The following is a 19,619-nucleotide window of genomic DNA, read 5'->3' as shown; positions in this document are numbered from 1 at the left end:
CGGACGGTGCTCAATACCTAACGATCGGGCGGTGACCTGGCGTTATTCCGGCCGGGAGGCGGGCTGTCGGGTCGTCGACCACTGCCTTTCGAGAGCGGAGGACGGCTCGTGACACCATGGCCGGGTGAGCGGTGCTGTCCAGACGGGTTGGCCCTCGTCGAGCGACCCCGCCCCGCCGGTGCCTGCCCGGCGCGGGCGGCATTGGCTGCTGGTCGCGACCGTCCTGTGGGCCCTCCTGCTGGCCGGGCTCACCTGGATGTCGGTCCGCGACGACCCACCCACGGTGCGCGAGCAGCGCACCCTCGCCGAGGCCGCCCCGGTGGTCGAGAGGGCGGTCGGCGAGCTGGCCCGGGCCGCCGGCGCGGCCGGGCTGCTGGAGCTGGGACCGGCGCGGGTCAGCGCGGGTTGCCGCGTCACCCCGCTCGCCGACGGCGCGAGGCTGCGTCGCGAGATCGCCGTGTTGGCGCCCGCCGACACCGGGCGGGCCGTACTGACCGGCATCGCCGACCGGCTGCCCGCGAGCTGGCGGGCCGGTGTCGGCCCGGGCCTGGACGGTCCGGAACTACGCGCCGACGCCGGGGAGTTCGTCGCCGTCGCCGGGCGGCCGACCGGGGACGGCCGGCTGCGGTTGACCGTCGACACGGGCTGCCGGCCGACGGGCGCCGGTTACGACCCGCCGCCGGCCACCGCCGTCGGCCCGGAGGCGGCGGCGCTCACGGCCGCCCTGACCGCGCTGGGCCGCCCGACCGGCAGCGCGCCGGACCTGGTCACCGCGCCCTGCCCGGACGGCACGCTGGCCCGTACCGCACGGTCCGCCGCCGGTCCCGGCCCGGTCGAGACCAGCGCCCTCGCCGCGCTGGCCGGCGGCGCCCCACTGCTGGACAACCCCCGGTGTACGCGTACCGCGCGGGTGACGTCACCGTGCTGGCCGAACTCGGCCCGGACGCCGCACGCGTGGCCGCCACCGTCGGCTGCCCCGGCTGAGTGGGCGCCTCAGCCGCCCGTGCCTCGATCGTCCGGGTCGCGGCTGCGCCCCAACGCGTCGATGAGGCCCCAGCGACCGGGGATGTCCAGCAGCTCCACCCGGCCCATGCCCGGCGGCACGGCCGGGTCGATGATCAGGTGTTCGCCCTGCGGTTCCAGGCCGAGCATCACGCGTAGCAACAGCAGCGGTGTGCCGCTCGACCAGGCCTGCGGGCTGCACGCGGTGGGGTACTCCACGGGGTAGCCGGTGCGGCTGCGGGCGTAGCCCGCGAACGCCTCCGGCAGCCGCCCGCCGAAGTACTCCGACGCGGCCAGCATGGCGTCGCAGATTTGCCCGGCCTCCTCCCGGTAGCCGTACCGGGTCAACCCCCAGGCGATGATCGAGTTGTCGAACGGCCAGACGGTGCCCACGTGGTAGCCGATGGGGTTGTACCGGCCCTCGCCCTCGGCCAGGGTCCGCACCCCCCAGCCGGAGAAGAGCCGCGGCCCGAGCAGGTGTTCGACCACCTTGCCGGCCCGTGACTCGTCCACGATCCCGCTCCACAGCAGGTGCCCGATGTTCGACGTCAGCGCGTCGACCTGCTGACCGTCGGCGTCCAGGGCGAGCGCGTAGTACCCACGGTCGGCGATCCAGAAGTCGCGGTTGAACCGCTGTTTGAGCTCCGCCGCCTCCCGTTCCAGCCGGTCGGCGTACGCCGGGTCGTTCCAGACCTCGCGGGCGAGCCGGGCGGCGCGGACCTTCGCGTCGTACGCGTAGCCCTGCAACTCGCAGGTGGCCCGGGGGAAGCCGGGGAGCCGGCCGTCGGCGTACGAGATGCCGTCCCAGGAGTCCTTCCAGCACTGGTTCTGCAGGCCGGTCTCCGGGTTGCGGGTGCGGTACCAGAGGTAGCCGGTGCCGAGCAGGTCGCCGAAGCTGTCGATCCAGTCCAACGCGGCGCGGACCTGCGGCTCCAACTGTCGGACCAGCGCGGTGTCACCGGTCCAGCGCTCGTACTCGTCGACCAGGATGACGAACAGCGGCGTCGAGTCGGCCGAGCCGTAGTACGGCGAGTGGGGCTGCTCCTCGAAGCCGGCGGTCTCGCCGTACCGCAGTTCGTGCAGGATCTTGCCGGGCTCCTCGTCCCGGAAGTCGTCCACCCGGTGTCCCTGGAGGCCACCGAGCATCTGGATGGTCGGCGGGATCAGCTCCGGCAGGAACGGCAGCACCTGCAACGAGGTGATGATGCTGTCCCGACCGAACAGGGTCATGAACCACGGCAGACCGGCGGCGATCAGCCGTACGCCCAGGGCGATCGACTCGTAGCGCAGCGCGGCCAGGTCGTTGAGGCTGCGCCGGTACGCCCCGGCCAGCGGCTGGCAGTCGCAGCCGAGCTTCGGCGCCCGGTCGATCAGCTCCCGGTGCTCGGCCCGGATGGCGTCCCCGCCGCGCCCGCCCGCGTACGGCAGGGTGGCCCGGATGTCCTCGCCGCAGGCCCCGTAGACGACGGTGGAGATGTGCAGCCGGGTCGTCCACTCGCTGTTGCTGTCGATGCGGACGCGGAACGTCATCCCCGCGGCGTCGACCTGCACCGGCACCGTGGAGCGGATCAGTGTCTCGCGGTGGAAGGCCTCCCGCCGGTACGTCAGGCGAAGCTCGTTCTCGGTCACGTCGACTGTCGTCCGGCCCACCTTCTGCTGGGCGTGTTTGATCTCGAACAGGTCGGCGAAGTCGCTGCCCATCTCCACCCGGACGATGAACTCGGCCTCCTCGCCGGAGTGGTTGAGGACGGTCAGCTCCTCGTCGAAGCCGCTCCCGATCTCCCGACTGCGGATGACCGACGCCTTGGCGTCCAGGTAGTGGGTGGGTTCGCCGGGCGCGAGGAAGAACGTGGTCCGGTACGACTCGCTGGAGTCAACGGAGAGGGCGTGCAACCGCTGCCCGTCGAGGGTGAGCACCCAGCTCGACAGGAAGCGGGTGTCGAACGAGAACAGCCCGGTCGGGAAGTCGAAGGACGGCTCGATGTCCCCGCGGTGGTCGGTGACCAGGAAGGTGTTGCCGTCCAGGATGCTGACGAGGTCTTTCACGAGCGCCGCCCGACTGCCTCGCGGGCGACCTCGCGCGGGTCCCGCGTGCCCGGTGGGTCCGGAAAGAAACGGCGGAAGGCCAGGAAGAGCACCACGTCACCGCTGAAGGTGCTCTCGTTGCGCAGCACGGCGGCGAGCGCCTGGGCTTCACCGGCGACCAACCTGGCGAACAGGGCAGAGCTGCTGTACCAGATGGCGTCCGCCGGACCTCGCTCGCGGGTGACCCGCGCCTCGCCCGGCCGCATCCGGACCAGCCAGTGCTCGGTCTGGTGGTCGGTGCCGAGGTCGATCTGGAGGGTTCCGGCCACCAGGCCGCGCAGGACCGTCGGTGCCCGCGCCGGCAGGGATTCGAAGAACCGCTGGGTCGCCTCGGTCACATCCGAATCGTAGGCAGCGCTTCGGTTTGCCGGGTCGGTATCCGAACTCCGCTACCCGGCTGAGTCAGGGGTCAGTACACGAGCGCCTGGGCGTCCTCGGCCAACGCCTCCTCGACGAAGACCGCGGCGCCCGCGATCCGCACACCGGGCAGTACGTCCTCCGGGCCGATCTCCCGACGGGCCGCGCACTGGGTACAGGCGGTCACCTGGCCACTGGTCAGGATGACGTGCAGCAGCTCGGCCAGCGGCGCCGAGTGCGGCAGCTCGAATTCCTGGGCGCGACCGGGCAGCGCGAACCAGGTCGACTCCCCGGTCAGCCAGAGCGAGACGTGCACGCCGGCCGCGACCGCCGTGGCGGCGACCGTGAACGCCTGCGCGCACCGCTCCGGGGCGTCCGCGCCGGCGGTGACCTTGACGACGAGAGAGCGGGCCATGGGGCCCAGCATAGGATGGATGGGATGGTTACCGAGATCGGGTTCGTCAGCCTGCTGGTCGCCGGCCTGGGCGCACTCGCCGGTGGCCTGGTGTATCTGGCAGTGAGAATTTCAAGGGGACGCTGGTGAGCGCACAGTGAGCGACGAGAATCCGCTGCAACCGCCGTGGCTCAACGCGCCGCCGGTCGAGGAGTACCCGTACGAGGAGAGCCACGACCTGCGCGTCGGGCCGAAGCTGCACCCGGCGCTGGACGGACTCCTGCCGTACATCGGTCTGTGGCGGGGCCGGGGCAAGGGTGGCTTCCCCACCATCGAGGACTTCGACTACGCGCAGGAGATCCGGATCAGCCACGACGGCCGGCCGTTCCTGCACTACGAGTCGCGGGCCTGGATCCTCGACGAGCAGAGCCGGCCCGTTCGCCCGGCCGGGCGTGAGGTCGGCTGGTGGCGGCCGGTCCTGGTGGACGGCCGGGCCACCGACGAGCTGGAGGCCCTGCTGACGACTCCGACCGGCGTGATGGAGCTGCACCTCGGCAAGCGCACCGGGACCCAGGTCGAGTTCGCCACCGACGCGGTGGTGCGGACGGCGACCGCCAAGGAGGTCACGGGGGGTCACCGGCTCTTCGGCATCGTCGAGGGCGCGCTGCTGTACGCGCAGGAGATGGCCGCGATGGGTCACCCGCTCAGCCCGCACCTGTCGGCACGGCTCGTCCGGGTCGGCGGCTGACGGCTCAGTCGACGGGGAAACCCAGCAGTTCGTGCAGGGCGGGGGTACGCGGGCAGGGGTCCCGGCGTACCCCGTCCAGCATCCGGACCTCGACGAGTCCGCGTACCGAGGAGCTGAACCAGAGCCCGTCGGCGGCGTGCAACTCCGCTGGCGTGGCCATCCGTTCGGCACCGTTCAGGCCCAGCTCGTGCGCGTGGGCGAGCAGCCAGGCGACGGTCGTGCCGGGCAGGATGCCGGTGGTGGCGGCGGGCACCGTGCAGATCGTGTCGCCGGTGAGCCACACCACGTTCGCGATCGGCCCCTCCAGGGCGTACCCGTCGGACGAGACCCAGAGCACGTCGTCCACCCCGGCCCGTTGCGCCCAGCGGCGGGCGGCGCTGTTGACCGCGTACGAGGTGGATTTGATGCCCGCCGGCAGCCAGTCCAACCCGGTACGCGCGTCGGCGGGTACCCCCAGCGGCAGGACCGCGACGGTTATCCCGTTCCGTCGCGCCGCCAGCGACGACGCCGGGACGGCGGTCAGCGTGGCGTAGACGGTGGGCGGACCGCCGGCCTCCGAGCCCCGGGTGCAGACCAGCCGCAACGCGCCCTCCACCTCTGCCGGCCAGCCCACGAGCACGGAGTCGAGCAGCTCGGTCAGCGCATCGGTCGGCGGCAGGTCCAGGTCGACGGCCGCCGCCGCGGTGAGCAGCCGGGCCAGGTGCTCGTCGCGGAGCCACGGTCGCCCGTGGCGCAGATGCATCGACTCGAAGAGCCCGTCGCCGCGCAGGACGCCCAGGTCGTCGCCGCGGAGCACGGGTTCGTCCGCCGGGATCGGGCCCCGACCCAGCACGGCGATCCGCGCGCTCGGCGTGGCCGGGACATTGCCGACGGACGACGTCACCATGACCGTCGAGCGTAGCGGGGGACAACCGCGCGTCGGGAGTCGGCGCGTTCGCCGAACTATGATCGGACGGTGTCCGAATCCTCCCTCGCGGAAATGCTCCGGGCCCGTGGGCTGCGGCTGACGGCGCAACGGCAGCTCGTCCTGCAGGCGGTGCTCGATCTGGGCCACGCCACCCCGGAGCGGGTGCACGCCGCCGTGCGGGAGGTCGCCGCCGGCGTCAACATCACCACCATCTACCGCACTCTGGAGCTGCTGGAACGGCTCGGCCTGGTGACGCACACCCACCTGTCGCACGGATCACCGACCTACCACGCGGCGGGTGAGCACCAACACGTCCACCTCGTCTGCCGGGAGTGCGGCGCGATCGACGAGATCGATCCGGAGCTGCTCCGTCCGCTCGCCGACCAGTTGGAGGCGCAGCGGGGCTTCCGGGTGGACATCGGGCACGTGTCACTCTTCGGCGTCTGCGGCCGGTGCGAGAACGGGGACCACAAATGATCGACATCGCGGGCGCGGTGGCCGTCGAGAGCATCGACGAGGCCAGCCGCGACCAGCCGGACCCGGCGCACGTCGCCGCGGGCGTGCGGGGCGTGGCCGCGCACTACGGCGATCCGCTGCGCGAGCAGCGCGTGCTGGACACCGAGGTCGGCCTGGTCGACAGGTCGCACCGGGGGATCGTCGCGGTGCCCGGCGAGGAACGTGCCGGTTGGCTCCACACGATCACCTCGCAGCACCTGTCGACGCTGTCCGCCGGTGAGGGCACCGAACTGCTGGTGCTCTCCCCGCACGGGCACGTCGAGCAGCACGCCCTGGTCGCCGAGGACGGCGAGACCACCTGGCTGGACACCGAGCCGGGAGCGACCGACGGACTGCTGGCGTACCTGGAGAAGATGCGGTTCTTCAGCAAGGTCGACCCCCGCGACGCCACCGCCGAACGGGCGCTGCTGTCGCTTGTCGGTCCGGCGGCGGCGGAGGCCGTCGGGACGCTCGGCGTGACCGGGCTGGCCGCACCGGACCTGCTCCCGGTGCCGGGTCCGAAGTTCGCCGCCGGCGCCGTGCCACCCCGCGCGGGCATCCGGTACGACGTCCGCCCGCTGCCCATCGGCGGCTGGGCGCGACGCGGCCTCCTCGGGGTGGACCTGCTGGTGCCCCGCTCGGCGATGGAGCAGGTCGTCGCGGAGCTGCGCGGCGCGGGCGTGCCGGTCGCCGGCCTCTGGGCGTACGAGGCGATCCGGGTGGCCGCCCGGCAGCCCCGGGTGGGGGTGGACACCGACCACCGGACGATCCCGGCCGAGGTGGACCTGATCGGCCCGGCCGTGCACCTGGACAAGGGCTGCTACCGGGGTCAGGAGACGGTCGCCCGCGTGCACAACCTGGGCCGGCCGCCGCGCCGCCTGGTGCTGCTGCACCTCGACGGGGTGACCACCGACCAGCCGCCGACGGCCGGTACGCCGGTGACCCTCGACGGACGGGCGGTGGGTTTCGTGGGCACCGCCGTGCTGCACCACGAACTGGGTCAGGTCGCGCTCGCCGTCCTGAAGCGGAACGTCCCGGACGACGCCGCTCTGATGATCGGCGAGACCGCGGCGGCGATCGACCCGTCCTGACCGGCACGTCTAGGATCGCCGGCATGACGACAGGGACGTTGATCACGGTGGCCCCGACGGGCGCGGAGTCGGCCAAGGCGGAGGTGCCGGCACTGCCGGTGACGCTTGACGAGCTGCTGCGTACCGCCAAGGAGTGCGAGGCGCTGGGCGCCGCCGTGATCCACGTCCACATCCGCGACGACGAGGCCCGGCCGACCCTCGACCCGGCCCGCCTGGCCGAGACGGTGGCGGCGCTGCGGGAGAACACCGACCTGATCGTGCAGCTCTCGTCCGGCGGCGCGGTGACCGACCCGGAGGCGTCCCGGCTCGCCGTGCTCGACGCCCGTCCCGACATGGCCTCCTGCACGATGGGCACGGTCAACTTCGGCGACGACGTCTTCCTCAACCGCTGGGAGTTCATCGTCGACCTGCACACCCGGATGCAGGAGCGCGGGATCGTGCCGGAGTACGAGATCTTCGACCTCGGCCACCTGTCCGCGTTGCAGCGGCTGCTCGGCAGGTACGGGCTGCCGGCGGGCGGGCACGTGCACGTCGACTTCGTCATGGGGGTGCCGGGCGGCATGCCGGGCACCACCGAGACGCTCGTCGCCGCCCACCGGATGCTGCGGGACCTACCCGAGGGCACCACGTTCTCGGCCACCGGCATCGGCCGCAGCACCATTCCGGTGCTGCTGGCCTCGCTCTCGACGGGCGGGCACCTGCGGGTCGGCATGGAGGACACGGTGACGTACGCCAAGGGCCGTCCGGTCGAGTCCAACATGCAGCTGGTCGCCCGCGCGGTCGGCTTCGCCCAGCTCGCCCAGCGGCCGCCGCTGACCACCACCGAGGCTCGCGCGCTGCTCGGGCTGTAAGGCCGCGGGCTTCCCTCGCCCCTGTCACCCGCGCGGTTGACGACCTGGTCACCCCGCCGACGGGCGGCCCGATCTCCTCGGTACCGTCCAGCACGTGGGAAAGACGTACGAGGGTGGCGTGCCGCTCGCCGAGGTGGTCCGGTCCGGTTTCGTCGAGGGCGGACACCGCGGCTCGGTGGTGGTGCTGGACGCGACCGGGGCGCCGCTGGCCGCCGCCGGGGACGTGACCGCGCCGATCTTCCCGCGCTCGGCCAGCAAGCCGATGCAGACGATCGGGATGCTCCGCGCCGGCCTGCCGCTCACCGACCCGGCCGACCTGGCCTTGGTTTCGGCCAGCCACGCGGGGGAGGACTTCCACCTGGCCCGGGTTGGCGCGCTGCTCGACCGGGCCGGGCTGGACGCCTCGGCGCTGCACTGCCCGCCCGACCTGCCGGCGGGCATGGCGGCCCGGGAGGCGGTGCTACGTGCCGGGGGCGGGCCGAGTCGGGTCCAGATGAACTGCTCCGGCAAGCACAGCGGGATGCTGCTGACCTGCGAGGCCGCCGGATGGCCCCGCGACGGCTACTGGCGGCCGGAGCACCCGTTGCAGCAGCGGTTGCGGGCGGCCGTCGAGGAGTTCACCGGCGAGCCGACGGCGGCGGTGGGCGTCGACGGGTGCGGCGCACCGGTGCTCGCGGTGTCGCTGACCGGCCTGGCCGGGGCGTACCTCCGGCTCGTCGATGCCGAGCCCGGCTCGGCGCCGCGCCGGGTGGCCGACGCGATGCGGGCCCACCCGGAGATCGTGGGCGGCACCCAGGCCGACGACACCCGGCTGATGCGCGGCGTTCCGGGCCTCCTGGCCAAGGTCGGCGCCGAGGGCGTGTTCGCGGTCGGACTGCCGGGCGTCGGCGCGGTGGCCCTCAAGATCGACGACGGGGCCGACCGGGCACGCATGCCGGTGCTGGTCTCGGCGCTGCGCCGGCTCGGCGTGGACGCTCCCGTGCTGACCGAGTACGCCGAGGTGCCCCTCTTCGGCGGCGGCCTCCCAGTAGGCGCAATCCGCCCCCTCTGGTAACCCCCACCCGCCCCAGCACCCACCTCCGGCCTCGGCCCCACCCCTTGCCGTTGATCATGAAGTTATTGCCACTCGCGCTGGCGTGTCGTGGCAATAACTTCATGATCAACGGGGTGGGAGCGGGGTGGTTCTGGAGGTGTGGGGCTGGGGTGGCACGCTCGCTGATGAGCGTGATGCCTCAGAGTCATCTTGATGACTGTGAGGCATCACGCTTGTCCGGGTGCTGAGCGCTGGCGGTTGGGTGGGGGCTCAGGTCAGGAAGTTCAGGAGGGCGGCGTTGACGGCCTCGGGGCGCTCCAGGGGGAGCAGGTGCGCGGCGTCCGGGACGTCCGGCAGTCGTACCGCGTTGGGGACCTCGGCGGCGATCCGGTCGGCGAGTTGGCGGATGTCCGGTACGTCCGCCGCGCCGGCGGTGACCAGGACGGGGATCTTCAGCTCGCCGAGACGGTCGATCGCCGGTGGCGTCAGCTCTCCCACCTCGACCGCGCCGAGCGCCAACTCGGCGGCCAGGGCGCGCTGGTCCATCTCCTGCGCGAACGCCAGCAGTTCGGGGTCGACGTCCGCGGGCTGACGCGCCGGGCCGACCACCCAGAAGCGCACCTCGCCGGCCGCGCCCGCCACGAAGTCGTCCGGGTCGACCTCGCCGACCAGCTCGTCCCAGAGGTCGTTGGCCTCGTCGGACCACTCGTTGCCGGAGACCGCCGTGTCGAACAGGGCGAGCGCGCTCACCCGGTCCGGATGGGCCAGGGCGGCGTCGACGGCGACCGACCCGCCGAAGGAGCAGCCGACCAGGGCGGCCTGTGGCAGGTCCAGGGCGTCCAGCAGACCGGCCACGTCGTCGTGGTGTGCGAACGGCGTCGGCGGCAGTTCCGAGTCGCCGTACCCGCGCAGGTCCGGGACGATCACCCGGTGCCGGGCGGCGAGCACGGGTACGACGCCCCGCCACATGCGCCGGTCCGCGATGCCGGCGTGCAGCAGGACGACGGGCGAACCGCTGCCGGCCTCGTCGTACGCGAGAACTGCTCCATTGACTGTGATCTTGTGCACCATCGGACCGTACGGACCGGTTGGGGTGGGGCGCAAATGGGACGCTGAGACCTTGCTAACTCTGGCAAGCATTTTGCTTGCAGGAGTTAGCGGATCGGATTAGCGTCGGCACCATGGCGACACCAAAGGACCTCCCCGACGTCGGCGGGTTCATCCGCGATCTGCGCCGTAACGCCAAGATCTCGCTGCGCCAGCTCGCCGAGCAGGCGGGCGTCAGCAACCCGTACCTGAGCCAGATCGAGCGCGGCCTGCGCCGGCCGAGCGCCGAGGTGCTCCAGCAGTTGGCCAGCGCGCTGCGGGTGTCGACCCCGGCCATGTACCTGCGGGCCGGGCTGCTCGACGACAAGGAGGGGCACGGCGTGCTCGCCGCCATCGCGGTGGACCCCGACCTGACGATGGCCCAGAAGCAGTCGCTCAGCCAGATCTACGAGACCTTCCGCCGGGAGAACGCCCGGCTGTCCGAGGCCCAGGCCGCAGCCGGGGCGACCACCCCGACAGACCCTCGGGCCGCAGCCGGGGCGACCACCCCGACCGATGTCGCCGACGAGCCCGCCGACGTGGCCAACCTGGCCGCGACCGGTCCCACCACCGAGGGCGGCACCCCGACCGAGGCCGTGCTCGAGTCGGTCGCCGTGACCGAGGCGGGCCCCGCACCCGCCCCGAGCAGCACCCCCGGGAAGAACGCCCCGAGCAGCACCCCCGAGAAGAAGGCCGCCGAGACGGCCGAGGAGGAGACGTCATGACCGAGCCGAAGACCAATCGCATCCCCGCTCCCATCTACGCCGCCGCCGGTGCGGCCGAGCTGGCCATCGAGCAGCTCCGCAAGCTGCCCATGGCCGTCGGTGTGCACGGCACCCGGGTCGTCGCCGACCTGGGCGGCCGGGCGGTGCTGACGGGCTTCGAGCTGCGTCAGAAGGCCACCGAGACGCTGCGTACGGCCAACGAGACCGCCGGCACCCTGCGCGACCGCGCACAGGCCGAGCTGGACCTGGCCAAGCTGCGCGAGTCGGCCGACCTGGCCAAGCTGCGTGAGGTCGCCGACATTGAGAAGCTGCGCGCGGCCGCCACCCGCAACGCGGCCGTGGTGGTCACCGCGGCCCAGGCGGCCCAGGAGCGGGCGTTCGCGGCGTACGGCGCGCTGGTGGCCCGCGGCGAGCGGGTCGTCGGCGCCGGCGTGCTGGAGGCCGCCGAGACGGTCAACGCGGACATCGAGGCCACCGAGGCGACGACGGCCACGGCCGAGACCGTGACCGCGACCACGGCCGAGACCGCCGGGGCGGGCCGAGGTCGCCGAGATCGCGGAGGCCAAGCCGGCCGCCGTCAAGAAGGCCACCCGGGCGAAGGCCGCGAAGCCGGCCGAGACCCCGTCGGCCAAGCTGCCCCGGGCCACCAAGCGGACCCGCCCGGCGGCCGAGTAGTTCATACCTGTCGGCGATCCCGACGGCGTCCTTGTCGGACGTAGTCGGGGTCGTCGACATAAACTTGCCGGCATGGCCACCGCCGCGCCGATCTTCGCGTTCGAAGTCCGTTACGTGATCGAGCTGATCCTGCTCGTCTTCGCGTTGATCATTCAGGGTGTCGCGCTGGTGCATGCCATCACGCAACGGTCCGACGCCTTCGCCGCCATCGGGACGCTGCCCAAGGGCGGCTGGATCGCGATCCTCGCGGTCTGCCTCGTCCTGATCCTGCTCAGCCGGGGTCCGATCAGCCTCTTCGGACTGATCGGCATCGCCGCCGCGCTCATCTACCTGCTCGACGTGCGGGTCGGTCTCCGCGACCTGAGTGACGGCAACGGCAAAGGGTTCTGGTGAGAGGTTTTCGCTGGCCTCCTCCACCGGACAGCGGCCCCCGCACCTTCGGTCCGGGCCCGGGCGGGCCGCGCACCGGCCGTCCGGCGATCCCCGATCCGGAGACCGAACTCGTCGACACGCCGCACGGCGTGCAGTTGGAACGCCTGGTCACCGGCGTCGGTGACCCGGTCACCGTCTTCGCGCACGGGCTGGGCAACGGGATCGCCACCACGCGACCGTTCGGCAGCGGGGTGGCCGGTCGGCGGCTGTTCTTCCAGTTCCGGGGGCACGGCCGCTCGGACGCGCCGCCCGGCTCGTGGACCTACCTCGACCTCGCCCGTGACCTGCGGGCGATCGCGGATCTCGGCGGCGCCAGCCGGGCGTTCGGGGCGAGCCTCGGTGCGGGGGCGCTCTGCCGCCTGCTCGCCGAGAGTCCGGAGCGCTTCGAGAAGCTGGTGTTCTTCCTGCCGGCGGCGCTCGACCAGCCGCGCGGTCCGGCCGCCTGGGATCGCGTCGGCGCCCTGGTGGATGCCGTGGCCAGCGGTGACGCGGGGGCCGTCGCGGACGTCGTCTCGCTGGAGCTGCCGGCGGCGGTGCGCAACACGCCGGCCGGCTGGGCGTACCTGCGGCAGCGGCTGGACCAGTTGCTCCGTGACGGCCTGGACGAGGGCCTGGCCACCCTGGCGGGTCAGGTGCCGCTGGACGACGCCGGTGTGCTGTCGGCGGTCACCGCGCCGGCCCTGGTGATCGGGTCCGCGGGCGACGACCTGCACCCGGTCGAGGTCGCCGAGCAGCTCGCCGCCGCGCTGCCCCGGGCCACCCTGCACGTGTACGACCGCCCCGGGTTCCTCTGGTCGGAACGCGCCGACCTGCGGGGGCGCATCTCCGGCTTCCTCAACGAGTAACGTGCCCTGTCATGGGCGTCACACAGCACGGCCGGACGCACCGGCTGGATCTCGCGGACCCGACCCTGCGCGAGTGGACCTGCACGGTCCTGCACGCCGACCCGGAGCAGGGCATCGTTCTCGACCGCTCGGCGTTCTACCCGGGTGGTGGCGGTCAGCCGCCGGATCACGGCGTGCTGCTCTGGCAGGGCGTGCAGACCCGGATCGTCGGCACCCGCAAGGGCGACGACCCGTACCTGATCCCCGCCGAGGGTGACCCGTTGCCGCCGGTCGGCACCGAGGTCGTCGGGGCGGTGGAGGACGAGCGTCGCACCCGTCTGATGCGTACCCATTCGGGGTTGCACGTGCTCTGCGGCGTGGTGTTCCGCGACTTCGGCGCGCTGGTGACGGGCAACTCGATGGAGCCGGGCGAGGCTCGGATGGACTTCAACCTCCCCGAGGTGCCGCCGGACTTCAAGAGCCGCATCGAGGAGCTGGTCAACGCCGAGGTGGCCGCCGACCGCTCGGTCGCCACCCGGGTGCTGCCGCGTACCGAGGCGTTGGCCCTGCCGGACATCATCCGAACCCAGTCCAACCTCATCCCGCCGGACGAGCAGGAGGTGCGGATCGTCGACATCGTCGGTCTGGACGTCCAGGCGGACGGCGGCACCCACGTGGCGTCCACCGCCCAGATCGGCAAGGTGCAGGTGGTCAAGGTGGAGAGCAAGGGCCGGGCCAACCGGCGGGTCCGCGTCCGGCTGGTGGATTGACGAATTCGGACGTCGGCTGTCAGGTATCGCTGGCAGCCTCGCAGGCATGACACCACCGCTCGCAGGAAAGATCGCGCTCGTCGCCGGTGCAACCCGGGGCGCCGGGCGACAGATCGCGGTCCAGTTGGGCGCGGCCGGCGCCACCGTGTACGCCACCGGTCGCAGCAGCCGTGCCGGCCGTTCGGAGATGGACCGGCCGGAGACCATCGAGGAGACCGCCGAACTGGTCACCGCGGCCGGCGGCACCGGTATCGCCGTGCAGGTCGACCATCTGGTGCCGGAGCAGGTCCGCGACCTGGTCGCCCGGATCGACGCCGAGCAGGGCGGCCTCGACGTGCTGGTCAACGACATCTGGGGCGGCGACCCGCTCGTCACCTGGGACAAGCCGGTCTGGGAGCAGCCTCTCGACAAGGGGTTCCGCACCCTGCGGCTGGCCGTCGACACGCACATCATCACCAGCCACTTCGCTCTGCCGTTGCTGATCCGTAAGCCCGGTGGCCTGGTCGTCGAGATCGGCGACGGCACCAAGGCGTACAACGACGAGAACTACCGCCTCTCGGTCTTCTACGACCTGGCCAAGACCTCGGTCAACCGGCTCGCCTTCAGCCAGGCGCACGAGCTGAAACCGCACGGCGGCACAGCCGTCGCGCTCACCCCCGGCTGGCTACGCTCCGAGGCGATGCTGGAGCACTTCGGGGTCACCGAGGAGACCTGGCGCGACGGGGCCGCCACCGACCCGCACTTCCTGATCTCCGAGACACCCGCCTTCGTGGGCCGCGCGGTGGCCGCACTCGCCGCCGACGAGGACAAGGCCCGCTGGACCGGCCAGTCCGTCGACGCGGGCACGCTGTCCAAGGTGTACGGCTTCACCGACGTCGACGGCAGCCAACCGGAGGCCATCCGGTACATCGTCGAGGTGGTCGAGGCGGGTAAGCCGGCCGACGTCACCGGCTACCGCTGACGCCGTCCGCCACTGCCGGGCCGTCGTAGCGTGCGGCGGCCCGGCGTGCCGCCTCCGCCAGGCGTCCGCGCAGCTCCGGCGGGTCGAGCGCCTCCACCTCCGGGCCCAGCGCCAGCAGCTGGGCGTACGCGACGTCGACCGTCTCCACCGGCAGTCGCGCCACCACCCAGCCCTGCCCGTCCGGTTCGCTGATGGTGGTGACGACCTCGTCGTACACCTCGGGAGCGTCGACCACGTGCCGGAGCCGGCGCAGGCCGGCGGGGCTCAGCCGGACGGTGACCTCGGCCCGCAGTATGGTCCGCAGGAACGACCCGGCCTGCTCGCGCCAGTGCCCGGCCAGGTCGAAGCCCTCGTTGCGGGCGAACCGCTCGTCGTCCACCTCGACGCCGGTTACCCGGTCCACCCGGTAGGTGCGCATGTCGTCGCCGACCCGACCGACCAGATACCAGGTCGCGTTCTTGAGCACGAGCCCGTACGGCTGAAGGTGCCGGGTCACCTCGTCGCCGCCCCGCCGGTAGCGCAGCCGTACCACCCGGTCACCCCAGACCGCCCGCGCCAGCTCGGTGAGCCAGGGCGGTGGCGGCGTCTCCTGGAACCATCCCGGCACGTCCAGGTGGAACCGCTGACCCGTGCGTACGGGAGCGTCGCGCAGGGCCGGTGGCAGTGCGGCGAGCACCTTCAACTCGGCGGCGGCGACCGCGTCGGCCAGACCCATGTCGCCGGCGGGGCCGGGCAGGCCAGCCAGGAACAGGGCCTCCGCCTCGTCGCGGTTCAGCCCGGTCAGCCGGGTCCGGTAGCCACCGAGCAGCCGGTACCCGCCGGCCCGGCCCCGGTCCGCGTACACCGGAACACCGGCGGCGGACAGCGCCAACACGTCCCGGTAGACGGTCCGCTCGGAGACCTCCAACTCGTGTGCCAGCTCGCCGGCCGTCATGGAGCCGCGTGCCTGCAACAGCAGCAGCAACGAGATCAGTCGGGAGGCGCGCACCCGCCCATCCTGCCTCGTGCCGCTTCGATCACCTGTCGTTAGGCTGCTCGATCGTGGACGCCAGCAGAATCGCCAAACCGGTCACCGGGGCCGTCGGACGCTTCCTCCTCGGGGTGCGGCTGCTCCTGCGCGGGCTGGGCCTCTATGTGCGCAGCCCGAAGCTCATGCTGCTCGGTATCGTGCCGGCGTTGATCTCGGGTGTGCTCTTCGTGGCCGCGTACGCCACCCTCGTCTACTTCGTGGACGACCTCGCCGCCCTGGTCACCCCGTTCGCCGACGACTGGTCGAGCACCGGTCGCAGCCTGGTCCGGGTGATCGCCGGGTTGGCCTTCCTGGGGATCGGCGGCCTGCTCGCGGTGATCAGCTTCACGGCGGTCACCCTGGTCATCGGCGACCCGTTCTACGAGAAGATCTCCGAGAAGGTGGAGGAGCGGCTCGGCGGCACCTCGGACGCCGTGGACGTGCCGTTCTGGTCGTCGCTGCGCCGCAGCACCGCCGACTCCGTACGCCTGGTGGCACTCACCGCGCTCGTCGGCATCCCGCTCTTCCTCGCCGGGTTCATCCCGGTGGTGGGCCAGACGGTGGTACCGGTGATCGGGGCGGCCGTGGGTGGCTGGTTCCTCGCCGTCGAGCTGGTCGGAGCGCCGTTCTACCGACGTGGCATGCGGCTGCCGCAACGCCGGACGATCCTCAAGGCGGACCGGTCCACCGCGCTCGGCTTCGGAGTCGCGGTCTTCCTGTGCTTCCTCATTCCCCTCGGCGCGGTGTTGGTCATGCCGGCCGCCGTCGCCGGCGCGACCCTGCTGGCCCGCCGGTCGTTGGGCCAGTCGATCGAGGAGAACTGACGTGGAGATCACCCTGATCCAGGGCGACATCACCGACCAGCGGGTCGACGCCATCGTGAACGCCGCGAACTCGTCCCTACTCGGCGGCGGTGGAGTGGACGGCGCGATCCACCGGCGCGGCGGCCCGGCCATCCTGGCCGACTGCCGGGCGCTGCGCGCGTCCAAGTACGGGAGAGGGCTGCCCACCGGCCAGGCGGTGGCGACCACCGCCGGAAACCTGCCGGCCCGCTGGGTCATCCACACGGTCGGCCCGGTCTTCTCGGCCGCCGAGGACCGGTCGGGGCTGCTGCGCGACTGCTACGCCAACAGCCTGCGGGTCGCCGACGAGCTGGGCGCGTCCACTGTGGCGTATCCGCTGATCTCCGCCGGCATCTACGGCTGGCCGGTCGACGACGCGGTCCGCCAGGCGCTGACGGTGCTCCGCTCGGCCACGCCCGCGTCGGTCACCGAGGCCCGCCTGGTCCTCTTCGGCGCGGACACCCACGCGACAGCCCGCGAGGTCTTCGAGGCGGCGTAGGCTCCGCGCGGCTCTGGCTCTCGGCTTGATCACTTGATGCTGACCAGTTCTCAGAAGGTGGTTGCGAACTGGTCAGCATCAAGTGATCACGGACAGTCCGGCCGGACTCGCGGCGGTCCGGTCGCGATCCCGTCGCGTCGCGCAGTTCGGCCGCAGATCTTGGACAGTTTCCGTTAGCAGCTAACGGAAACTGTCCAAGATCTCGACTTTGCGGTTCGGCCACAGACGAGATCGCCGCCTGGCATAGCGAAAGACCCCCGGGTCTACCCGAGGATCTTTGTCGGTGTCGCTGCTCAGAGGGCGGCGGTCTTCACCGTGTCGACGAAACCTCGCCAGGTGTGCCGGTCGAAGCGGAGGGTGCCGCCATCTCGGTCCTTTGAGTCGCGAACCGCGACGACACCCGGAAGGTTGTCGGCGACCTCGACACAGTCACCGCCGTTAGAGCTGCTTCGGGTGCTGGTACGCCACTCGGCGCCGGTCAGGTCAGCCATGTTCGTGCCTTCAGGAAGTCGATGGTGTGGCGGCGTGGAAGAGCCACTGATCGCAGCGTATCCCAGATGGCCCAGAGCGGGGCTGTCTCGTTGGTCAGCCGGCCGGATGCCTGATCGTCGAGGTACCCGACGTCGCCATCCTCAGTGGTGGCAATGACGAACGGTCCGGCTTGTCCGGGGTGCATGCCCGCGTCAAGCGGCAACACATGAAGGAAGGTGTTGGACCGCTGCGCCATTTCGATCAAGTGGTCCAGTTGGGGGTGCATGATGTCGGGCTCCCCGCGGCGCAACGCGCATTCGTCGATGACTGCGATGAAGAGCGGGGGCTTACGTCGGTTGAGGACCGCCGCCTGTCGGCGGAGTCGCGTCTCCACGTAACCCTCAACCTCGTCTGCGTCCAACAACCCGCTGCTGAGGACTAGTGATGCGTACTCCGGTGTCTGTAGCAGACCGGGAATCACAGACACCTGAAAGGCGCGGAGTGCGGTCGCTTGGAGTTCTGTCTCGACCCACGGTCGTAGCCACGCCGGTTCACGGCGCTTCAAAACGTCCGGCCAAATGTCCTCCACCTCAAGCCCAAGGACAACCGCCGCTGCCGCTCGATGGCGGGGATGGGGAACTCGGCCCGGCGTGACCCATCGGGCGACCGTCTTCGGGTCGACTCCCACCTGCTCGGCAAGGCTCTCCACGGTCTCACCCGAGTTCGCCAGCGCAGCGCGAAGCGTCTGATTCATGGTCGCCTCCTACTGGACGTCCCCCACGTCTATTGAACGTATATCTACGGGGTGTAGCCGTCCAGCTCCTATCGGCAAAGTGTCGCTGAGCGGCATTGCTGGTGGAGGTGTAGCCCGGCGGCGGTGTCAGCCCGGGGCCGTCCGGTGGGTGCACTGGCGGGCGGCCCCTCCTGGCCCAATGGAGGGGGAAACATGCCCGCACCACCAGGACCGACATTCCGGGCCGGCGACCTGCTACGCCTGTCCGCCACCGCGAGCGTGCAGTTCCTGCGCCCGATTACCGTGCGGGTCATCCGTGAGTTGGAGTGGGACACGTACGACGGGTGGGTGTGGCTCGACGCGTACGAGCTGGACTCGCGCGGCGAAGCGGTCGCCCGGCGTGAGCTTTACGTGCGATGCGAGGGCGTGCAGCTACTGGACAGCCGCCTGCCCGTGTGCGCCCGATGAGCCCGCGACCGCGTCCGCATCACGCCGGCCTGCCGCACTGGCGCTGTACCCGCTGCGGCGCTCACTGGCCGTGTTCGGCCGCGCGGCTGTCGCTGCTGGCCCGCTGGCACGACGACCGGCTCGGAATGCTGCTCATGTTGACCACGCTCGCGCGGGAGGCGTTCGCCGACGCGCTGAGGCTGGGCCTGCGACCGGACCCGGCGGTGTACGTTGCGCGGTTCCTGGAGTGGACGCGCCCGCGCGGCGACACCCAAGGCGACTGATCAGGTCAGGTCGGCCAGGCAGGTCCACTGCGACGCCACCGGGCGGTAGCCCAGCCGGGCGTTGATCGCCAGCATCGGCGCGTTCGACTCGTCGTTCGAGGTGTAGGCGATCCGCACGCCGGCCTCCGCGGCCCGGTGCAGCGCCGCCGTCTTGGCCAGCCGGGCCAGTCCCCGTCCCCGGTACGCCGGGACGGAGCAGGTGTAGTCCGACCACATCCGCTCGCCGTCCCGCTTGACCAGGCTGAACGCGGCCACCTCGCCGTCGACCTCGGCTGCGGTGCTGGCCGTCTTGTCCAGGCCAAGTTCGTCCCAGACGTCGTACCGCCAACTCTCGAAGGTGACCGAGTCGACGGGCACGTCACCGGGTTCGTCGACGGCCGAGGCGACGTCGGCCTCGTAGAGCAGGTGCGGGTCCATCTCGGCGATCGGACGCAGCCGTACGCCCAGCGGCGGCTCGGGCAGCGCGGGCGGTGGGGTCAGGTCCAGCGCCGAGTAGCGCACCTCGCGGCTGGGTTCGAACCCGTGGTGGCGGGCGAACGGCAGCGAGTCCGTCGCGGCCGTGGCGCGTACGCGGCGGATCCCGAGAGGGCGGAGGTGATCGGTCGCGGCGGTCAGCAGCGCCGTCCCGATGCCGCGCCGTCGATGATCCGGGTGTACGTGCAGCGTGTTGACGTTGCCGAAGCCCTGCACCGAGGTCGAGGTGTTGGGCTCGGCGGACGTCCAGCCGACCACCTGGCCGTCGACCTCGGCCACGAACGCGATCCAGCCCTCGTGCGGCGGCGGTTCGGCCAGCATCTTGCGGGTCGACTCGACCCCGCGTACCAGGTATGGGTGGACGATCGCCCGCAGCGCCACCACGGCGGCGGCATCGTCCGGCCGGGCTTCGCGGATGCGCATG

General features: G+C 71.9%; 24 protein-coding genes and 2 pseudogenes. 17 read left to right on the top strand and 9 right to left on the bottom strand.

From position 1 onward, the window contains the following. The first annotated feature begins 124 nt into the window (after positions 1-124). Positions 125-984: pseudogene (locus ACQP0N_RS30315) on the top strand (hypothetical protein). A gap of 9 nt (positions 985-993) precedes the next feature. On the opposite strand, the gene ACQP0N_RS30310 reads toward ACQP0N_RS30315, so the two are convergent. The 3 genes from ACQP0N_RS30310 to ACQP0N_RS30300 all read right to left on the bottom strand — a co-directional run bounded on the left by ACQP0N_RS30310 (position 994) and on the right by ACQP0N_RS30300 (position 3,871). Then, a complete protein-coding gene (locus ACQP0N_RS30310) occupies positions 994-3,048 on the bottom strand; it encodes an amylo-alpha-1,6-glucosidase (RefSeq protein WP_433115833.1) in 2,055 nt (684 codons plus the stop codon). Next, a complete protein-coding gene (locus tag ACQP0N_RS30305; RefSeq protein ID WP_433115831.1) occupies positions 3,045-3,425 on the bottom strand; it encodes an SCP2 sterol-binding domain-containing protein in 381 nt (126 codons plus the stop codon). The genes ACQP0N_RS30310 and ACQP0N_RS30305 overlap by 4 nt, the downstream gene beginning before the upstream one ends. A 71-nt stretch (positions 3,426-3,496) precedes the next feature. Beyond that, complete coding sequence (locus ACQP0N_RS30300) at positions 3,497-3,871, bottom strand: DsrE family protein (protein ID WP_433115829.1); 375 nt, start codon at positions 3,869-3,871, stop codon at positions 3,497-3,499. Positions 3,872-3,883: 12 nt separating this feature from the next. Between ACQP0N_RS30300 and mtfM the strand changes: the two genes are divergently transcribed. Both mtfM and ACQP0N_RS30290 read left to right on the top strand, forming a co-directional pair. Continuing rightward, positions 3,884-3,988: a small membrane protein MtfM gene (mtfM, locus tag ACQP0N_RS30295; RefSeq protein ID WP_267897534.1), complete on the top strand. Its 105-nt coding sequence runs from the start codon at positions 3,884-3,886 to the stop codon at positions 3,986-3,988. A gap of 7 nt (positions 3,989-3,995) precedes the next feature. Then, positions 3,996-4,586 (top strand): FABP family protein, encoded by a 591-nt coding sequence (locus ACQP0N_RS30290; RefSeq protein ID WP_355050865.1) that lies wholly within the window; start codon positions 3,996-3,998, stop codon positions 4,584-4,586. A gap of 4 nt (positions 4,587-4,590) precedes the next feature. Here the strand turns inward: ACQP0N_RS30290 and ACQP0N_RS30285 are convergent, their stop codons facing one another. Beyond that, positions 4,591-5,472, bottom strand: a complete 882-nt coding sequence (locus ACQP0N_RS30285; RefSeq protein ID WP_433115826.1) for an aminotransferase class IV — start codon at positions 5,470-5,472, stop codon at positions 4,591-4,593. Positions 5,473-5,541: 69 nt separating this feature from the next. Here ACQP0N_RS30285 and ACQP0N_RS30280 point away from each other — a divergent pair, with 69 nt between their 5' ends. The 4 genes from ACQP0N_RS30280 (at position 5,542) to ACQP0N_RS30265 (ending at position 8,984) form a co-directional block, all read left to right on the top strand. Continuing rightward, positions 5,542-5,970, top strand: a complete 429-nt coding sequence (locus ACQP0N_RS30280) for a Fur family transcriptional regulator (protein ID WP_355050863.1) — start codon at positions 5,542-5,544, stop codon at positions 5,968-5,970. Next, the gene (locus tag ACQP0N_RS30275; protein ID WP_433115824.1) at positions 5,967-7,079 is read left to right on the top strand and encodes a YgfZ/GcvT domain-containing protein; all 1,113 of its coding nucleotides are present in this window, start codon (positions 5,967-5,969) and stop codon (positions 7,077-7,079) included. Before ACQP0N_RS30280 ends, ACQP0N_RS30275 begins: the two co-directional genes overlap by 4 nt. A 23-nt stretch (positions 7,080-7,102) precedes the next feature. Further along, the gene (locus ACQP0N_RS30270; protein ID WP_433115822.1) at positions 7,103-7,930 is read left to right on the top strand and encodes a 3-keto-5-aminohexanoate cleavage protein; all 828 of its coding nucleotides are present in this window, start codon (positions 7,103-7,105) and stop codon (positions 7,928-7,930) included. 94 nt (positions 7,931-8,024) lie between these two features. Further along, positions 8,025-8,984, top strand: a complete 960-nt coding sequence (locus tag ACQP0N_RS30265) for an asparaginase (RefSeq protein ID WP_433115821.1) — start codon at positions 8,025-8,027, stop codon at positions 8,982-8,984. A gap of 249 nt (positions 8,985-9,233) precedes the next feature. On the opposite strand, the gene ACQP0N_RS30260 is transcribed toward ACQP0N_RS30265, so the two are convergent. Beyond that, on the bottom strand, positions 9,234-10,034 hold the full coding sequence (locus ACQP0N_RS30260) for an alpha/beta fold hydrolase (protein ID WP_433115819.1): 801 nt from the start codon (positions 10,032-10,034) through the stop codon (positions 9,234-9,236). A 110-nt stretch (positions 10,035-10,144) separates the two neighbouring features. Between ACQP0N_RS30260 and ACQP0N_RS30255 the strand changes: the two genes are divergently transcribed. The 6 genes and pseudogenes from ACQP0N_RS30255 to ACQP0N_RS30230 all read left to right on the top strand — a co-directional run bounded on the left by ACQP0N_RS30255 (position 10,145) and on the right by ACQP0N_RS30230 (position 14,436). Then, positions 10,145-10,774, top strand: coding sequence for a helix-turn-helix domain-containing protein (locus tag ACQP0N_RS30255; RefSeq protein ID WP_433115817.1), 630 nt, complete (start codon positions 10,145-10,147; stop codon positions 10,772-10,774). Further along, positions 10,771-11,449 (top strand): annotated as a pseudogene (locus tag ACQP0N_RS30250) (hypothetical protein). The gene ACQP0N_RS30255 and the pseudogene ACQP0N_RS30250 overlap by 4 nt, the downstream one beginning before the upstream one ends. Before the next feature lie 72 nt (positions 11,450-11,521). Beyond that, positions 11,522-11,842 (top strand): DUF2516 family protein, encoded by a 321-nt coding sequence (locus tag ACQP0N_RS30245; protein ID WP_355050857.1) that lies wholly within the window; start codon positions 11,522-11,524, stop codon positions 11,840-11,842. Beyond that, positions 11,839-12,726, top strand: a complete 888-nt coding sequence (locus tag ACQP0N_RS30240; RefSeq protein ID WP_433115815.1) for an alpha/beta fold hydrolase — start codon at positions 11,839-11,841, stop codon at positions 12,724-12,726. The genes ACQP0N_RS30245 and ACQP0N_RS30240 overlap by 4 nt, the downstream gene beginning before the upstream one ends. A gap of 11 nt (positions 12,727-12,737) precedes the next feature. Then, on the top strand, positions 12,738-13,475 hold the full coding sequence (locus ACQP0N_RS30235) for an alanyl-tRNA editing protein (protein ID WP_151488505.1): 738 nt from the start codon (positions 12,738-12,740) through the stop codon (positions 13,473-13,475). A gap of 46 nt (positions 13,476-13,521) precedes the next feature. Next, entirely contained in the window at positions 13,522-14,436 is a 915-nt protein-coding gene (locus ACQP0N_RS30230) for an SDR family oxidoreductase (RefSeq protein WP_433115813.1), read from the top strand. Here the strand turns inward: ACQP0N_RS30230 and ACQP0N_RS30225 are convergent. Continuing rightward, positions 14,420-15,424, bottom strand: coding sequence for a helix-turn-helix transcriptional regulator (locus tag ACQP0N_RS30225; protein ID WP_433115811.1), 1,005 nt, complete (start codon positions 15,422-15,424; stop codon positions 14,420-14,422). The two genes, ACQP0N_RS30230 and ACQP0N_RS30225, sit on opposite strands and share 17 nt — an antisense overlap. Before the next feature lie 53 nt (positions 15,425-15,477). On the opposite strand from ACQP0N_RS30225, the gene ACQP0N_RS30220 reads away from it, so the two are divergent. Next, a complete protein-coding gene (locus tag ACQP0N_RS30220; protein WP_433115809.1) occupies positions 15,478-16,269 on the top strand; it encodes an EI24 domain-containing protein in 792 nt (263 codons plus the stop codon). Between the two features lies 1 nt (position 16,270). Continuing rightward, the gene (locus tag ACQP0N_RS30215) at positions 16,271-16,786 is read left to right on the top strand and encodes an O-acetyl-ADP-ribose deacetylase (protein WP_433115807.1); all 516 of its coding nucleotides are present in this window, start codon (positions 16,271-16,273) and stop codon (positions 16,784-16,786) included. Positions 16,787-17,079: 293 nt separating this feature from the next. Here ACQP0N_RS30215 and ACQP0N_RS30210 read toward each other — a convergent pair whose 3' ends face one another. Together ACQP0N_RS30210 and ACQP0N_RS30205 are read right to left on the bottom strand one after the other, a co-directional pair. Further along, positions 17,080-17,277 carry a DUF397 domain-containing protein gene (locus ACQP0N_RS30210; RefSeq protein WP_433115805.1) on the bottom strand — a complete coding sequence of 66 codons (198 nt, stop codon included), beginning with the start codon at positions 17,275-17,277 and terminating at the stop codon, positions 17,080-17,082. After that, positions 17,265-18,011: a helix-turn-helix domain-containing protein gene (locus ACQP0N_RS30205; protein WP_433115803.1), complete on the bottom strand. Its 747-nt coding sequence runs from the start codon at positions 18,009-18,011 to the stop codon at positions 17,265-17,267. The genes ACQP0N_RS30210 and ACQP0N_RS30205 overlap by 13 nt, the downstream gene beginning before the upstream one ends. Positions 18,012-18,203: 192 nt before the next feature. Between ACQP0N_RS30205 and ACQP0N_RS30200 the strand changes: the two genes are divergently transcribed. Beyond that, positions 18,204-18,458 carry a hypothetical protein gene (locus tag ACQP0N_RS30200; protein WP_433115801.1) on the top strand — a complete coding sequence of 85 codons (255 nt, stop codon included), beginning with the start codon at positions 18,204-18,206 and terminating at the stop codon, positions 18,456-18,458. After that, entirely contained in the window at positions 18,455-18,721 is a 267-nt protein-coding gene (locus ACQP0N_RS30195) for a flavin reductase (protein ID WP_433115799.1), read from the top strand. The genes ACQP0N_RS30200 and ACQP0N_RS30195 overlap by 4 nt, the downstream gene beginning before the upstream one ends. Here ACQP0N_RS30195 and ACQP0N_RS30190 read toward each other — a convergent pair whose 3' ends face one another. Next, on the bottom strand, positions 18,722-19,618 hold the full coding sequence (locus ACQP0N_RS30190) for an N-acetyltransferase family protein (RefSeq protein WP_433115797.1): 897 nt from the start codon (positions 19,616-19,618) through the stop codon (positions 18,722-18,724). Position 19,619 lies beyond the last annotated feature (1 nt).

The sequence above is a fragment of the Micromonospora sp. CA-246542 genome, assembly GCF_050942905.1.
In the GTDB taxonomy this organism is placed as follows: domain Bacteria; phylum Actinomycetota; class Actinomycetes; order Mycobacteriales; family Micromonosporaceae; genus Micromonospora.
The sequence above is the reverse complement of the archived record's forward strand: the minus strand, read 5'-3'. Positions and strand labels throughout refer to the sequence as shown.